Annotated in this window: 14 protein-coding genes; 10 read left to right on the forward strand and 4 right to left on the reverse strand. The window is 65.3% G+C overall.

The features are described 5' to 3' along the window. Positions 1–6 precede the first annotated feature (6 nt). Positions 7–1,404: a cysteine--tRNA ligase gene (gene cysS, locus M3A49_RS02925; protein ID WP_254352799.1), complete on the reverse strand. Its 1,398-nt coding sequence runs from the start codon at positions 1,402–1,404 to the stop codon at positions 7–9. 274 nt (positions 1,405–1,678) lie between these two features. On the opposite strand from cysS, the gene M3A49_RS02930 reads away from it, so the two are divergent. From M3A49_RS02930 to M3A49_RS02945, 4 genes are all read left to right on the forward strand, one after another. Then, entirely contained in the window at positions 1,679–2,389 is a 711-nt protein-coding gene (locus M3A49_RS02930; RefSeq protein ID WP_028204110.1) for a tetratricopeptide repeat protein, read from the forward strand. Positions 2,390–2,447: 58 nt separating this feature from the next. Next, entirely contained in the window at positions 2,448–3,032 is a 585-nt protein-coding gene (locus M3A49_RS02935) for a peptidylprolyl isomerase (protein WP_266227412.1), read from the forward strand. A 160-nt stretch (positions 3,033–3,192) separates the two neighbouring features. Continuing rightward, positions 3,193–3,687: a peptidylprolyl isomerase gene (locus M3A49_RS02940; RefSeq protein WP_254352801.1), complete on the forward strand. Its 495-nt coding sequence runs from the start codon at positions 3,193–3,195 to the stop codon at positions 3,685–3,687. A 33-nt stretch (positions 3,688–3,720) separates the two neighbouring features. Beyond that, positions 3,721–4,518: a UDP-2,3-diacylglucosamine diphosphatase gene (locus tag M3A49_RS02945; RefSeq protein WP_254352802.1), complete on the forward strand. Its 798-nt coding sequence runs from the start codon at positions 3,721–3,723 to the stop codon at positions 4,516–4,518. A 69-nt stretch (positions 4,519–4,587) separates the two neighbouring features. Here M3A49_RS02945 and cysE read toward each other — a convergent pair whose 3' ends face one another. Beyond that, a complete protein-coding gene (cysE, locus tag M3A49_RS02950; protein WP_266227413.1) occupies positions 4,588–5,412 on the reverse strand; it encodes a serine O-acetyltransferase in 825 nt (274 codons plus the stop codon). A gap of 222 nt (positions 5,413–5,634) precedes the next feature. Continuing rightward, positions 5,635–6,441, reverse strand: a complete 807-nt coding sequence (locus M3A49_RS02955) for an RNA methyltransferase (RefSeq protein ID WP_266227524.1) — start codon at positions 6,439–6,441, stop codon at positions 5,635–5,637. A 527-nt stretch (positions 6,442–6,968) separates the two neighbouring features. Between M3A49_RS02955 and M3A49_RS02960 the strand changes: the two genes are divergently transcribed. From M3A49_RS02960 to M3A49_RS02975, 4 genes are all read left to right on the forward strand, one after another. Then, complete coding sequence (locus M3A49_RS02960; RefSeq protein WP_266227414.1) at positions 6,969–7,769, forward strand: inositol monophosphatase family protein; 801 nt, start codon at positions 6,969–6,971, stop codon at positions 7,767–7,769. Positions 7,770–7,924: 155 nt separating this feature from the next. Beyond that, positions 7,925–9,223 carry a lysophospholipid transporter LplT gene (lplT, locus tag M3A49_RS02965; RefSeq protein WP_266227415.1) on the forward strand — a complete coding sequence of 433 codons (1,299 nt, stop codon included), beginning with the start codon at positions 7,925–7,927 and terminating at the stop codon, positions 9,221–9,223. Positions 9,224–9,319: 96 nt separating this feature from the next. Further along, entirely contained in the window at positions 9,320–12,004 is a 2,685-nt protein-coding gene (gene mutS / locus M3A49_RS02970) for a DNA mismatch repair protein MutS (protein WP_266227416.1), read from the forward strand. A 100-nt stretch (positions 12,005–12,104) separates the two neighbouring features. Next, positions 12,105–13,466, forward strand: a complete 1,362-nt coding sequence (locus tag M3A49_RS02975; protein WP_266227417.1) for a hypothetical protein — start codon at positions 12,105–12,107, stop codon at positions 13,464–13,466. 7 nt (positions 13,467–13,473) lie between these two features. Here the strand turns inward: M3A49_RS02975 and M3A49_RS02980 are convergent, their stop codons facing one another. After that, a complete protein-coding gene (locus tag M3A49_RS02980; protein ID WP_266227418.1) occupies positions 13,474–14,019 on the reverse strand; it encodes an FKBP-type peptidyl-prolyl cis-trans isomerase in 546 nt (181 codons plus the stop codon). A 32-nt stretch (positions 14,020–14,051) separates the two neighbouring features. On the opposite strand from M3A49_RS02980, the gene M3A49_RS02985 reads away from it, so the two are divergent. Together M3A49_RS02985 and M3A49_RS42590 are read left to right on the forward strand one after the other, a co-directional pair. Then, positions 14,052–15,284 carry a cupin domain-containing protein gene (locus tag M3A49_RS02985; protein WP_266227419.1) on the forward strand — a complete coding sequence of 411 codons (1,233 nt, stop codon included), beginning with the start codon at positions 14,052–14,054 and terminating at the stop codon, positions 15,282–15,284. A gap of 232 nt (positions 15,285–15,516) precedes the next feature. Further along, complete coding sequence (locus M3A49_RS42590; RefSeq protein ID WP_416338907.1) at positions 15,517–15,789, forward strand: hypothetical protein; 273 nt, start codon at positions 15,517–15,519, stop codon at positions 15,787–15,789. The last annotated feature ends 92 nt before the right edge of the window (positions 15,790–15,881 follow it).

A 15,881-nucleotide genomic window follows, 5' to 3' on the forward strand; every position in this document is an offset into this window, starting at 1 on the left:
GCCCGCTTACACGCGGCGCCACTCGGTCAACCCGCCCGGTTTGTCTTCGAGCGCGACACCGGCTTCGAGCAGTTCGGCCCGAATCCGGTCCGCCTCCGCATATTGCTTCGCCTGCTTGGCCGCCGTGCGCGCCGCGATCTTCGCTTCGATCGCTGCCACGTCGAGCGCACCTGCATCTTGTGCGCCCGCGGCCTGTTGCAGGAACACGCGCGGCTCGCGCACGAGCAGCCCGATCACACGTGCGAGGCGCTGCAACTGACGCGCGAGCATTGCGTCGCGCGTACGGTTCACCTCGCTCGCGAGTTCGAACAGCGCGGCGATCGCCACCGGCGTGTTGAAGTCGTCGTTCATTGCCGCACGAAAACGTTGCGCGTACGGTTCATTCCAGTCAAGCTCGCCCGCGTCCGGCGTCACGTCCTTCAACGCCGTGTAAAGACGCGTGAGCGCGTTGCGCGCGTCGTCGAGGTGCACGTCGCTGTAATTCAGCGGCGAGCGGTAATGCGCGCGTGCCATGAAGAAGCGCACCACTTCGGCATCGTACTTCGCCAGCACTTCGCGGATCGTGAAGAAGTTGCCGAGCGACTTCGACATCTTCTCGCTGTCGATATTCACGAAGCCGTTATGCATCCACGTATTGACGAACGTCTTGCCGGTCGCGCCTTCGCTCTGTGCGATTTCGTTCTCGTGGTGCGGAAACTGCAGGTCCTGGCCGCCGCCATGAATGTCGAAGTGCTCGCCGAGCAACGTGCAGCCCATGGCCGAGCATTCGATATGCCAGCCCGGACGCCCGCGCCCATATTTCGAGTCCCAGCTCGTGTCGGCCGGCTCTTGCGGTTTTGCCTGTTTCCACAGCACGAAGTCAAGCGGATCCTGCTTGGCATCGTTCGTCGCCACACGTTCGCCCGCGCGCAAGTCTTCGATCGACTTGCCGGAGAGCGCACCATAGTTCGCGAACTTGCGCACCGCGTAGTTCACGTCGCCGTCCGCACCCTGGTACGCGTAGCCGTTGCGCTCGAGCTTGCCGATCATGTCGAGCATCTGCGGGATGTACTGCGTCGCGCGCGGCTCATGATCGGGACGCTCGATGCCGAGCGCGTCCGCGTCTTCGTGCAGCGCCGCAATGAAACGGTCGGTGAGTTGCTTGATCGTCTCGCCGTTTTCTACCGCGCGACGAATGATCTTGTCATCGATATCGGTAATATTGCGCACGTAGGTCACGTTGTAGCCGAGCGCGCGCAGCCAGCGTTGCACGATATCGAACACCACCATCACACGCGCATGCCCGACGTGACAATAGTCGTACACCGTCATCCCGCAGACGTACATACGCACGACGCCGGGCTCGAGTGGCACGAAATTTTGCTTGTCACGCGCGAGCGTGTTGTAGATGCGCAGTGATTCCATAAAGGCGATGGATACGTGGGTCGAAAGAAATCCGCGGCGGCGCCGACCGCAGCCAGCGGGTGATGCCCGCATTGCTCAGGCTGCTATCTGTCGGCGTCCGGACTGCAACCAGGTTGCTATCGGGGCGGAGACGACCACGAGTGGCGTTGGAAAGCCCGGCGACTCGCGCAAGCGCCCGAAATGCGAATGAAACGGGCGAGGGACAAAGCGCGCGACGAAAACGCACAGACCTTTTGTTAGAATGGCTCGGAGTATAACACCGCGACCTCACCCTATGAAACCTTCCAGCGGCCGCGCGCCCCGTGCTGCGACCCTTGCCGCGTCGGCTCTCTCGAGCGTCGCGATCGTGCTGTGCAGTGTCGGCATCGCGCATGCCGCGCCCCCGGCGACCTCCGACGCGACGCCCGGCGCCGACGCCGCGATCAGCCAGCACGACTGGGCTGGCGCGCTCAGCCAGCTCGACGCACGCATCAAGACGAATCCGCGCGACGTACAGGCGAAGTTCAAGCGCGCGACCATTCTCGCGCGCCTGAACCGCGACGACGACGCGATCGAGGCGTTCACCGAACTCACGCAGCTCTATCCCGAATTGCCCGAGCCTTACAACAATCTCGCGGCGCTTTACGCGAAGCATGGCCGCTACGACGAGGCGCGCGTCGCGCTCGAAACCGCGGTGAAGGCGAACCCGTCGTACGGACTCGCATGGGAAAATCTCGGCGACCTGTACCTGCGTCTGGCCGACGCGTCATACCGCCGCGCGCAAACGCTTGGCCACGCAAGCGGCACCACGCAGCAGCGCCAGGCCGACATTGCGAAGATCATCTCGCCGCCGCCCGCGCAGAAGAAGCCGAGCGCCGCGGCGGCAGAAGGCGCATCGGAAGCGAGCCCGTCGGCCGTCGTGCCCGCGCTCAGCAACCCCGCGTACCAGTTCGGCGGCTCGACGGGGTCGCTCGCGATGCCGCCTTTTGTGGCGCCATCGAACTAACACATGGCGCGCAGCCTGCGCGCCGCGACACGTTTTTCCCGCACTTCCGAGGATACTCATGAAATGGTTGATGTTGGCGCTCGGCAGCGCCGCCCTGATCGCGAACGCACCCGCCTTTGCGCAAAACGGCCAGCCGGCCGCCGCGCATCCGCAAGTGCTCTTCAAGACCAGTGAAGGCGACATTCGCGTCGAGCTCTATCCGGAGAAAGCGCCGAAGACCGTCGACAATTTCCTGCAGTACGTGAAGGCTGGCCAGTACAACGGCACGATCTTTCATCGCGTGATTCGCGGTTTCATGATCCAGGCCGGCGGCTACACGCAAAGCTTCGTCGAGAAGCCCACGCGCGCGCCGATCGCGCTCGAGAGCAGGAACGGCCTGAAGAATCTCACGGGCACGATCGCGATGGCGCGCACGAGCGACCCGAATTCGGCCACCGCGCAGTTCTTCATCAACACGGTCGACAACGCCGGCCTCGACTATCCGAACCCGGACGGCAACGGCTATGCCGTGTTCGGCAAGGTCACGCAGGGCATGGACGTCGTGAAGAAGATCGAAGCGGCGCCCACCACCTCGCGCGGCCCGATGGCCGACGTGCCGCAAAAGGAAATCGTGATCGAGTCGGCGACCGTCGTCGGCAAGTAAGAACGCCGGCAACACGCCAGTTAATCATCGACTAACCGGGCGGCTGCGCCGCCCTCACCCGTCGCACGTCGCGGCGCCGGCACACGCGTTGGGCAACACGCCCCGCCTCTTGCCGATGCAGCGACGTTCATTCCCCCAGCCACAGGCAAAGGATCCCATCATGGTCGAACTGCACACGAACCACGGCGTCATCAAGCTCGAACTGAACGCCGAGAAGGCCCCGAAGACGGTCGCCAACTTCCTCAACTATGTGAAGAGCGGCCACTATGACGGCACGGTGTTTCACCGTGTCATCGACGGGTTCATGATCCAGGGCGGCGGCTTCGACGCCGGCATGAAGCAAAAGCCGACCGAAGCGTCGATCGAAAACGAAGCGAACAACGGCCTGAAGAACGAGCGCGGCTCGATCGCCATGGCGCGCACCAACGACCCGCATTCGGCATCGGCGCAGTTCTTCATCAACGTCGCCGACAACGACTTCCTGAACCACTCGTCGCCGACGCCGCAAGGCTGGGGCTACGCCGTGTTCGGCAAGGTCGTGGAAGGCCTCGAAGTGGTCGACAAGATCAAGAAGGTCAAGACGGGCTCGAAGGGCTTCCATCAGGACGTGCCGGTCGACGACGTCGTGATCGAGAAGGCTGTCGTCGTCGAATAAGCTTCATACAACTCTCACGCACACCCTTCATCGATGCTGCAGGAAAAGGCTTTACGACACGCTGCCGCGGGCGTGCCCGGCGAGGGCAAGCGCCCGCACGCGGCTCGTCCGTTTCTGTTCATTTCCGATGTGCATCTGAATGAAGGGATTCCGCGCACGGTCGCCGCGTTCGAGCGCTTCATCCGGGTCACGGCCGATCAGGCCGACTCGGTGTTCATACTCGGCGACCTCTTCGAATACTGGATCGGTGACGACATGCTCACCGATGCGTTCCCCGCGCGCATGGCTGCGCTGATGCATACGCTCTCCGAGCGCGGCATCGCGCTCTACATCATGCACGGCAACCGCGACTTTCTGATGGGCAAGCGTTTCATGAAAGCCGCGGGCGCGATCTGGCTGCCCGACCCCATCGCGATCACCGCGTTCGGCACGCGCCTCGCGCTCGCGCACGGCGACGCGTTGTGCACCGACGATCACGGCTATCAGCTCTTTCGCAAGCTCGCGCGCAACCGGCTCGTGCAGCTGCTGTTTCTTGCGTGGCCGTTTCGCTGGCGGCGCGCGATCGCCGAGCGGGCGCGCCGCGCGAGCGAGAGCAAACGCAGCGGCCCGCGTCTGCCGAAGTACGACGTCACGGTCAAAGGCGTCGCGGCGCTCTTCAAGCGCGCGCGCGCGAACACCATCGTGCACGGCCACACGCACCGGCCGGCGCGCCACCAGGAGCCCGGCGGCACGCGTTGGGTCTTGCCCGACTGGGATCTCGATCACGGCAAGCCGCGGGGCGGCTATCTGCGCGTGGATGCGGAAGGCTTCAGGGCCTTGCCGCTCGACTGAGGTGCGCCGCTTTATTGTTAGCACCTCGCTTTTGGCACCTCGCCTTTAGCACCCTCCTGGCGCCACGCCTCAAACGCGCGCAGGCGCCTTCTCTTCTTCGTGGCTAGCGGCTTCGGCTTGTGGCCCGCCGCATTCCAGCCCCTCGGACAGACGCCGCAATTCGGCGAGCGCCGCATCGGCACCATGCAGCGCCTCGAGTCGCGCGCCGAGCCGCTCGAGCGCGACGACGATCGCATCGACGCGCTGTGTCTGCGTAGCCGCGTGGTCAATGAGGCCGTGGATCGCGAGCGAAACCGGGTCGTCGGCATTGGGCGTGATGCCATAGGCGCAAAAGCCCTCGCGCGCCGAAGCCGGTTTAGCCTGCACCGGCGCGGTCTTCGCGGGCGCGACGATGCGCGCGGGGTTGCCCACCGCCGTCGCGCCTTCCGGCACCGGCTTGACGACCACGGCGTTCGAGCCGATCTTTGCCCCGGCGCCCACCGTGAAGCCGCCGAGCACCTTTGCGCCCGCACCGACGATCACGCCCGGACCCAACGTCGGGTGGCGCTTCGCGCCGCGCGTGAGCGACGTGCCGCCGAGCGTTACGCCCTGGTAGATCGTGCAGTCTTCGCCGACCTCGGCCGTCTCGCCGATCACGACGCCCATGCCGTGATCGATGAACACGCGCCTGCCGATGGTCGCGCCCGGATGGATCTCGATGCCCGTCAGAAAACGCGCGATCTGCGAAACGTAGCGCGCAAGCCAACGGCGCTTCGCGAGCCAGCACGCATGCGCGAAGCGATGCAGCACGAGCGCATGCAGACCCGGATAACAGGTCAGAACCTCCCACGCACTGCGGGCGGCGGGATCGCGCTCGCGGATTGTGGCAATGTCTTCGCGAAGTCTCTTGAACATGGCAGTTACGCTAAAACGGGTGAAACATGCGGAATGGGGCCACGCGCGACGCCGCAGCGTGCGCGCAAGCGGCGCAACGGCTATTGCAGTCGCGCGCATTTGCTTATGAATTTTTAGCTGGTTTTCAGCCGATTGTAGGCGCAAAGCCGATTCGAGGTCGGAAGCCCCCGTCGGCGGCAAGGTTGGACGCCTGCGCGCACGCAGCCGCGCTGGCGCAGAGGATCAGCGGTTCTCGCCCTTGGCGTCGCCTTTACCCTTGAGCAGCAGGACGTGCTTGGCGATGCCGCGCACGATATTGACCTCCTCGCGCTCGAGCCCCGAGCGGGCAAACAGCCGCCGCAGGCGCGACATCAGCTTCTTCGGATTGGCGGGGTCGAGAAACTCGAGCGCGATGAGCGCGTTCTCGAGGTGCACGTACATGCGCTCGATGTCGTCGCTCGTCGCGAGCGGCGACCCGGCAGCAGGCTGGGCGGCGCCGCTCGCACCGCCAGCCGCCGGCAGCGCGGCGGCGGGTGCGCTCTCCCCGAGGTACGCGAGGCGCAGCTCGTAGGCGAGCACCTGGACTGCCTGGGCAAGATTGAGCGAGCTATAGGCGGGATTGGCCGGAATATGCGCAAGCGCGCTGCAGCGCTCGACGTCGTCGTTCGACAGCCCCGTGCGCTCGTTGCCGAACACAAGCGCGATATCGCCGCCGTGCACCGCCTGGCGGCAGGCGTCCTGCACCGCCTGGCGCGGCACTGCAGGCGGCGGCCCGTACTCGCGCGTGCGCGCCGTGAGCGCGAGCGACCATTGCACGCCCGCCAGCGCGTCGGCGAGCGTCGGCACGATGTGGGCAGCCGCGAGCACGTCGTCGGCGCCGCTCGCCATGGCCACGGCTTCCGGGTCGCAGTGGACCTGCGGCACGCGCGGCGCCACCAGCACGAGGCGCGAGAATCCCATGGTCTTCAGCGCGCGCGCGGCCGCGCCGACGTTGCCGGGGTGGCTCGGCTCGACGAGCACGAAGCGGGTAGACGTGAAGCCGCCGCGCAGCGGCTCGTGAGCGTCGCCTGAAGCCGGCGCCGTAGCGTGGGAAGTTGCGTAGGAATCAGGTGAATCGGGGTGCGCCAAGATAGTTCTCTAACCGCGAAAAGGATATTGAAATGTCTATGTTAGCGCGCCCAGCGCCGCGGCGATGTCCGCACATGCGCCGCCTGCCGCGCCAGGCCGCCGTGCACCACGGTTGCCCGGGCGGCCCAGCTGACCGAACGCCATCTCCATATAAATCCCGATATCCAGCCCGGGAGAAGCCATGGAAACGCCGATACTCGGGTAAAATGGCGGTTTCGCGCGCGTCGGGCGAATCGTGCAGCCGTGTTGCTGCCCGCCAGGCGCCCGGCAAGTCGCTGACAAACAGCGCCGCCGCGCCCCGCTCTTATCCAATTCGTCTCCGTTGACGGGACAGGTCCCGCAGGTCCGCTCGAGGCCCTCGCCCTGTCCAATCGTTAGACGCTTTTATCTTTTGCACCACCGGCGCGCATCCAGCCTTCGCGAGCGCCGGACAACAAGGATCCTGGCTCATGCATCCCATGCTCAACATCGCTGTCAAGGCCGCGCGCCGCGCCGGACAGATCATCAACCGCGCGTCGCTCGACCTCGACCTCGTGCAGGTCGCGAAGAAGCAGCACAACGATTTCGTCACGGAAGTCGACAAGGCGGCCGAAGCCGCCATCATCGAAACGCTCAAGACCGCCTACCCCGACCACGCCATCCTCGCCGAGGAATCGGGCCAGTCGGAGAACGAGTCCGAGTACCAGTGGATCATCGATCCGCTCGACGGCACCACCAACTTCATCCACGGCTTCCAGTACTACTGCGTCTCGATCGCGCTCGCGCACAAGGGCCTTGTCACCCAGGCCGTGGTCTACGACCCGACTCGCAACGATCTCTTCACCGCCTCGCGCGGTCGCGGCGCGTTCCTGAACGACCGCCGTATCCGCGTGGGCCGCCGCGACCGTCTCGCCGACGGCCTGATCGGCACCGGCTTCCCGTTCCGCGAAAAGGACGGCCTAGACAGCTACTGCGAGCTGTTCGCCGAAATGACCAACGCGTGCGCGGGCCTGCGCCGCCCGGGCGCGGCCGCGCTCGATCTGGCCAACGTCGCCGCCGGCCGCATGGACGGCTTCTTCGAGCAGGGCCTCAATCCGTGGGACGTCGCCGCGGGCGGCCTGCTCGTGACGGAAGCGGGCGGTCTGATCGGCAACTACACGGGCGACTCGGACTTCCTGCACATGGGCGAAGTCGTCGCGGGCAACCCGAAGATCTACGCGCAGATGGTGCCGATCCTCTCGAAGTACACGCGCGTGCCCAAGGCGGCGTAAGCGCCCATGCGCGTCGCGGTGCACACCTGGCTCCACCGCGACGCGTGCAGAGCGCGCGCCTGGTCACGCCCCGCCCACGCATGCGCATCGAGCGGCTTCGGCCGCTTTTTTGTTTCGCCCGTCGCCCTGCTGCAAGAGGACCACGCTCGCATCCGATGAAAAAAGGCTTCTACACGATCATCGCCGCGCAGTTCGTGTCGTCGCTCGCCGACAACGCGCTCCTCATCGCGGCGATTGCGCTGCTCACGGTGATTGCATCGCCCGCCTGGGTGACGCCGCTGCTGCAGATCTTTTTCACGATCTCCTACGTGCTGCTCGCGCCTTTCGTGGGCGCGTTCGCCGACGCCCTCCAAAAGCGCCACGTGATGTTCGTCTCGAACGCGCTCAAGGCGTGCGGCTGTCTGATGATGATCGCCGGCGTGCATCCGATGATCGCGTATGGCGTGGTCGGCTTCGGCGCGGCGGCCTATTCGCCCGCAAAGTATGGAATCCTGACGGAATTGCTGCCGGCCGAAAAGCTCGTCGCCGCCAATGCATGGCTCGAATCGGCCACGGTGCTTTCCACCATCGTCGGCACGATGATGGGCGGCGCACTCGTTTCGACTTACGCCGACCGTTTCGTCGCGCGTCATCCGTTGCCGGTCATCCATTCGGCCGCCGACCTCGCGATGCTCGCCGTGATGATCACGTATGTGTTCGCCGCGCTCATCAACATCGGCATTCCCGACACGGGCGCGCGCTATGAGAACCGGCTCAGGGAGCCAGCGCGTCTCATGGGCGATTTCACGCATAGTTTCAACGTGCTCTGGACCGACAAGCTCGCGCAGATTGCACTCTGGGTCACGACCCTGATGTGGGGCGCAGCGGTCACGCTCCAACTGCTCGTGCTCAAGTGGGCCGACGCGAATCTCGGACTCTCGCTCTCGAAAGCCGCCGTGATGCAGGGCGTGACGGGACTCGGCATCGCGCTCGGCGCGGGCGCGGCAGCCGCATGGGTGTCGCTGCGCGCCTCGCTGCGCGTGCTGCCCGTGGGCGTGCTGTGCGGCGTGGTGGCGATCGGCATGGCGTTCTACAGCAAAGGCCTCTTTCCGCAAGGCGTTGGCGTGCGCTTCGGCACGTTCATCGTGCCCTTCTATCTGCTTTTCGCGTACCCGCTGATGGTGCTGCTCGGCGTACTCGCCGGTTTTTTCATCGTGCCGATGAACGCCCTGCTGCAGCATCGCGGTGCGACGCTGCTGTCGGCGGGCCACTCGATCGCCGTGCAGAATTTCAACCAGAATCTCGCGGTGCTGCTCATGCTCGGCGCGTATGCGCTGCTGCTCACCGCGAAGGTCCCCGTGCAGTGGATCATCGTCGTGTTCGGCGTATTCGTTTCCACGATGATCTGGCTCGCCATGCGGCACAGCGCGGCAAACGCGCGCACCGTGGACCTGCAGGCGCTGGTCGACGAATGACGAAAGCAGTTGTGACGGCGTTAGCCGAAAGGCTGGCTTTACATGCAATCGGCGCGCGTTAAACTCACGCCCTGAACCCCTAGCAAGACACCGAGGATGGCTACACACATCGCAGGCGCAGCCGAGATCGCGCAACACACACCCATGATGCAGCAGTACCTGCGCATCAAGGCCGACCATCCGGGCACGCTCGTGTTCTACCGCATGGGCGACTTCTACGAACTCTTCTTCGAAGACGCCGAGAAGGCCGCGCGCCTGCTCGACCTCACGCTCACGCAGCGCGGGGCCTCAGCGGGCAATCCGATCAAGATGGCGGGCGTGCCGCATCACGCAGTCGAGCAATATCTCGCGAAGCTCGTGAAGCTGGGCGAGTCGGTGGCGATCTGCGAACAGATCGGCGACCCGGCCACCTCCAAGGGTCCCGTCGAGCGCAAGGTTGTGCGCGTGGTGACGCCCGGCACGCTGACCGACGCCGCCCTGCTCTCCGACAAGAACGATGTCTACCTGATGGCCGTTTGCCCCGGCCACAACCGTCGCGGCGTGACCGTCAACGTGGGGCTCGCGTGGCTCAATCTCGCCAGCGGCGCGTTGCGCCTCGCGGAAGTCGCGCCGGAACAGGTCGCCACGGCGTTCGAGCGCATTCGGCCCGCGGAAATCCTCGTCGCGGAAATGCCGGCGGAAACCGCCGCCTGGGCGCCGCCGCCCGGATCGGGTGCGCTCACGCGCGTGCCGGCCTGGCACTTCGACGTCGGCTCGGGCAAACAGCGCCTGTGCGACCAGCTCGACGTGGCGAGCCTCGACGGCTTCGGCGCGCAAACGCTCACGAGCGCATGCGGCGCGGCGGGCGCGCTGCTGCTCTACGCGGCGGCCACACAAGGCCAGCAACTGCGCCACGTGCGCAGCCTGAAGGTCGAAGCCGAATCGGAATACATCGGGCTCGATCCGGCCACGCGCCGCAATCTCGAACTCACGGAAACGCTGCGCGGCACCGAATCGCCCACGCTCTGCTCGCTGCTCGACACGTGCAGCACGGCCATGGGCAGCCGCTTGCTGCGCCACTGGCTCCATCACCCGCCGCGCGAAGCCGCGATCGCCCAAATGCGCCAGCAGGCCATCGGCGCATTGCTCGAGGCGCCGCCGCACGCGAGCGTCGAGACGTTGCGCGGCGCCTTGCGCCAGATCGCCGACGTCGAGCGCATTACCGGGCGCCTCGCGCTGCTTTCCGCGCGCCCGCGCGATCTGTCGAGCCTGCGCGATACCTTTGCCGCGCTGCCCGCGCTGCGCGAACAGGTCGCCGCCGCAAGCGGCGCGGCCACGTCGCTCGCGCACATTGCCGAGGCGCTCGAACCACCGGCCGAGTGCGCGGCGCTCCTGCAGCGCGCGGTCGCGCCGGAACCGGCGGCGATGGTCCGCGACGGCGGCGTGATCGCACGCGGCTACGATGCGGATCTCGACGAACTACGCGACATCTCCGAGAACTGCGGTCAGTTCCTGCTCGACCTCGAAACGCGCGAGCGCACGCGCACCGGCATCGGCAATCTGCGCGTCGAGTACAACAAGGTGCACGGCTTCTATATCGAAGTCACACGCGGCCAGACCGACAAGGTTCCCGACGACTATCGCCGTCGCCAGACGCTCAAGAACGCCGAGCGCTACATCACGCCGGAACTGAAGACGTTCGAGGACAAGGCACTCTCGGCGCAGGAACGCGCGCTTTCGCGCGAAAAGGCGCTCTACGACGCGCTGCTGCAATCGCTGCTGCCATTCATTCCCGATTGCCAGCGCGTGGCCGCCGCACTCGCGGAACTCGACCTGCTGGCCGCGTTCGCGGAACGCGCCCGCGCGCTCGACTGGAATGCGCCCACGTTTACCGAAGCGCCCGGCATCGAGATCGAGCAAGGCCGCCATCCCGTGGTCGAAGCGCAAGTCGAGCAGTTCATCGCCAACGACTGTCTGCTTTCGGCCGAGCGCAAGCTGCTGCTCATCACCGGCCCGAACATGGGCGGTAAATCGACTTTCATGCGGCAGACCGCGCTCATCGCCTTGCTCGCATACGTGGGCAGCTACGTGCCGGCAAAACGCGCCAGCTTCGGGCCGATCGACCGCATCTTCACGCGCATCGGCGCGGCTGACGACCTCGCGGGCGGACGCTCGACCTTCATGGTCGAGATGACCGAAGCCGCGGCCATTCTCAACGACGCCACGCCGCAAAGCCTCGTGCTGATGGACGAGATCGGGCGTGGCACGTCGACGTTCGACGGCCTCGCGCTCGCGTGGGCCATCGCGCGGCATCTGCTCGCGCACAACGGTTGCCATACGCTCTTCGCCACGCACTACTTCGAGCTCACGCAGCTGCCGGCCGAATTTGCGCAGGCGGCGAACGTGCATCTTTCGGCCGTCGAGCATGGCCACGGCATCGTCTTCCTGCATGCAGTGCAGGAAGGCCCGGCGAACCAGAGCTACGGCCTGCAAGTGGCGCAGCTCGCGGGTGTCCCCGCCGCCGTGATACGCGCCGCGCGCAAGCATCTCGTGCATCTGGAGCAGCAATCGGCGGGGCAGCCCACGCCGCAACTCGACCTGTTCGCCGCCCCCGCCGCCGAGTATGACGACGGCGCACCATTCGTGGAAGATCGCGCCGCGCCGGTTGAGGAAGATCGTGGCGCGTCACTCGTTGCACAGCGGCTGCGCGAACTCGATCCGAACGAACTGCGCCCGCGCGACGCGCTCGACCTGTTGTACGAACTGCATGAGCTGGCCACGGCGTCTGACGCCAAACGCTGAGCGTCGCCTCGCGACGCCGCCGCGGCCACCGCAACCAGCGGGCCGCGGCAGTCCCCGCTCGCGTTATCTGAAAATTATGCGCCATGCGTCGTGCGCGTTGATGCTGGCTTCGTCGCTGGGTTCGCCACTCGCGGCGTTCGCCCAGGCGCCTCGCTATGCCTTCGCCGTCGTGGCGAACGCACTCACCTCGCAGTCCGAGGAAGCGTCGGCGCAGCGGCTCATCGACGCCATCGGACGCGATCCGCAAGTCGCTTTCACGGTCTACGACGGCAATCTCAAAGGCGCACACGAAACCTGTGCCGACCATCTTTACGAGCGCCGTCACGACCTGCTCGATGCGTCACGTGCGCCGCTCGTGTTCGTGCCCGGCGAACGCGACTGGGTCACCTGCGGCATGAACGGCTCGGGCGCCTACGATCCCGCCGAGCGGCTCGACTTCCTGCGCCAGAACTTCTTCTCCGATCCCAACGCGCTCGGCCAAACCCCCTTGACGCTCACGCGCGAGAGCGAAGTCTCGCGCTTCCGGCCGTATCGGGAAAACGTGCGCTGGCAACTAGGCGACACCGTGTTCATCGGGCTGAACGTGCCGGACGGCAACAATCACTATCTCAATGCAGGCGGACGCAATGGCGAGTTCGAAGACCGCGTGATCGCCAACGGCTTCTGGCTCGAACATGCGGCCGAGTATGCGAAGCGCCGCAACGCGCGCGCAATCGTCATCTTCATGCAAGGCAACGCGATGCCCGAGCATTACGAGCGTCCCGACCGCTTCGCGTGGCTGCGCTTCCACCGTGCACCGCGCGACGGCTATCTCGAGTTGCGCCGCAGCCTCGTGAAGCTCGCGGAGATTTTCCGTGGCCAGATCATCATCGTGAATGCCGACGACTCGAAGCTCGCACATGGCTTCACGATCGATCAGCCGCTGCGTAACGACAAGGGCACAAGGATAGAAAACGTTACGCGCATCGCGTTCTCACTGCGCGATCCGCTCACGCAATGGCTGCAGGTGGACGCCGACATGGCGCGCCGCACGCCGCTGCGCGTGAGCGTGCGCGATGTACCGAAACATTTGCCGCTGTTGCCCGCGCAGCCGACACCGTATACGCCCGGCGCCGGATCGTCGCCCGCGATGCCGGAAATGCCCGAAGTGTCGTCAATGCCGGATGTGACCGAGATTCCCGGCATGCCGCAGTCGCCTGACGTCGCGCCCGTGACGCCTGGCGCATCGGGAGCCGCCGTGCCTCCCGGCTTGCCGCCGGCCGGGAACGGCGTGCTGGTGCCTGCGTGGCCCACGCAGGGCGGCCAGAATGGACTCAACGGTCGGAACGATGCGAACGGCCAGAACGGCCTGGATGGTGGAAACGGCGGCGGAAACAGCGGTGGAAACGGCGGCGGCAATGGCCAGCCGCCTGACCAGCTGCAGCCGCCCGGCGCACCGGCGTCAGGCGGCTTCGTGCATTGAGCGGCGCTTAGTGCAGGGTGGGTTTCGAGGCGCCTTCTTCGCCGTCGTCTTCTTCGTCTTCGTCGATGATTTCGAGGCCGTCCGCGCCATGCGCGTGCTCATGTTCGATTTCGTCTTCAGTGGCGGTGCGCACTTCCTTGACCGTCAGCGCGAAACGCAGCGCCATACCCGCTAGCGGATGGTTGCCGTCGAGCACGACCTTGTCTTCGGCGACATCCGTGACCGTATAGATGAGCGTGTCGAGATCTTCGTCGCTTTCTTCGGGCGTGCCTTCGAACTGCATGCCGACTTCGAGCGGCTCAGGGAAGCGGTTGCGCGGCTCGATCTTCACGAGATCGGGATCGTATTCCCCGAAAGCGTCCTGCGGCTCAAGCTGGATCTGGGTCTCGAAGCCCGGCTCCTGCCCGTCCAGCACTTCCTCGATCTTGGGGAACGTGCCATCATAGCCGCCGTGCAGATAGACCATCGGCTCGTCGCTTTCCTCGATCAGATTGCCCTGCGCATCCGATAGCTTGTAAGCGACCGACACGACGGTGTCCTTTGCAATTTTCATTCGATCCTCCAGATTACAGACCACATTATACGATGCCGAAGCGGTCCCCAGACCACCCGGTGGACGCGCGCAAGCGGCGCGCCTCCCTCCCCCTGGCATGCCCCGCGCCCGATGTTGCCACGCCGCTTCTGGGCGGCCTGACGCCGGCGCAGTTCATGCGCAAATACTGGCAGAAAAAGCCGCTGTTGATCCGCCAGGCGATTCCCGACATCGAAGCGCCGCTCTCGCGCGAAGCCCTCTTCGCGCTCGCAGACAGCGACGATGTCGAGTCGCGTCTCATCACGCATTTTCGCCGCCGCTGGGCGCTCGAACACGGCCCGTTCTCGCCGGACGAACTGCCCACGCCGAAGACCCGCCAGTGGACGCTCCTGGTGCAAGGCGCCGACCTGCACGACGACCGCGCGCGCGCCCTGCTCGAGCGCTTTCGCTTCGCCCCCGACGCGCGGCTCGACGACCTGATGATCTCGTACGCATCGGACGGCGGCGGTGTCGGCCCGCACTTCGATTCGTATGATGTCTTCCTCCTGCAGGTGCACGGCAAGCGCCGCTGGCGCTTCGGCGCGCAGCGCGATCTCTCGCTGCAGGAAGGCCTCCCGCTCAAGATTCTCGCGAACTTCCAGCCTGAAGAAGAGTGGGTGCTGGAGCCGGGCGACATGCTGTACCTGCCGCCGCACATTGCGCACGACGGTATCGCCGAAGGCGAATGCATGACGTGCTCGATCGGCTTTCGTTCTCCTTCCACGAACGAATTGACGAGCCAGTTTCTTTACTGGCTCGCCGAGCGCGGCGCCGATAATGGCAACAGCAAGCCCACGCTTTACCGCGACCCCGACCAGCCGGCCGTGGCACATCCCGCGCAGCTTCCTCCGGCACTCGTAGAGCGTGTTGGCGGCGTGCTTGCTAAAGTGCGCTGGAGCGACGCCGACGTGTCCTCGTTCGTGGGCTCGTGGCTGTCCGAACCGAAAGCCAATGTGGTGTTCGACGCCCCCGAAAAACCGCTCGACGAAGCCCGTTTCGTTGCGCGAGCGGCAAAAGATGGGATAACACTCGACCGCAGGACAATCCTGCTTTACGATTCGCGGTCGTATTACCTGAACGGGGAACAGTGCTTGCTCAAAGAAGCAAGAAAGTGGCTGCCGGCACTGGCCGACAGGCGCTCTATGGACGGGAAACGCTTTGTAACACTCTCACACGATTCGTGTGTGACAGCGTTGCTACACGAGTGGTATCGTGCGGGCTGGATTCGGACCGGGGTGCTTGCCTAAGCGCTTCGGACTGTTATACCGTACTAAAATAGTGCTTGTATGAGAAAGACAACGTATTGTCCCCGGATTTGTCGACGGTCGATACGAAAGTGCCTATAATTTCCGGCCAGGCCGTAGGGAAGATTCACGCTCTTGCAGTGCGTCTCCACCAGCGGCTCAGGTCGGTGTTGGGGCACATTTACCGGTATTATTTTGCGCTGTTGCTTACCTTTAACCATAAAAGGACGTGATCATGAAGAAATCCCTCCTCGTAGCATCCCTGCTGGCAGCTGTTGCACTCGCTGCGTGCAACAAGAGCAGCGACCAAGCTGCTGCGCCGGCTAGCGATGCTGCTGCTGCTTCGGCACCGGCTGCTGCTGCTTCGGATTCGGCAGCTGCTGCTTCGGGCGCTGCTGCTGCGAGCGACGCTGCTGCTTCGGCTACCGCCGCTGCTTCGGACGCTGGCGCTGCTGCTTCGGACGCAGGCGCTTCGGCTCCGGCTGCTGCTTCGGGCGCAAGCCAGTAAGTTGCGTTCGCGCGATACCCACCGGGACCTCGGTCCCGGTGGGTATCGCAGCGAACCGTCGTGCGGTCTGCTGCTTGCGTCAAACGCGCTAC

This window comes from Paraburkholderia sp. CNPSo 3076, from assembly GCF_026343935.1.
GTDB lineage: Bacteria > Pseudomonadota > Gammaproteobacteria > Burkholderiales > Burkholderiaceae > Paraburkholderia > Paraburkholderia nodosa.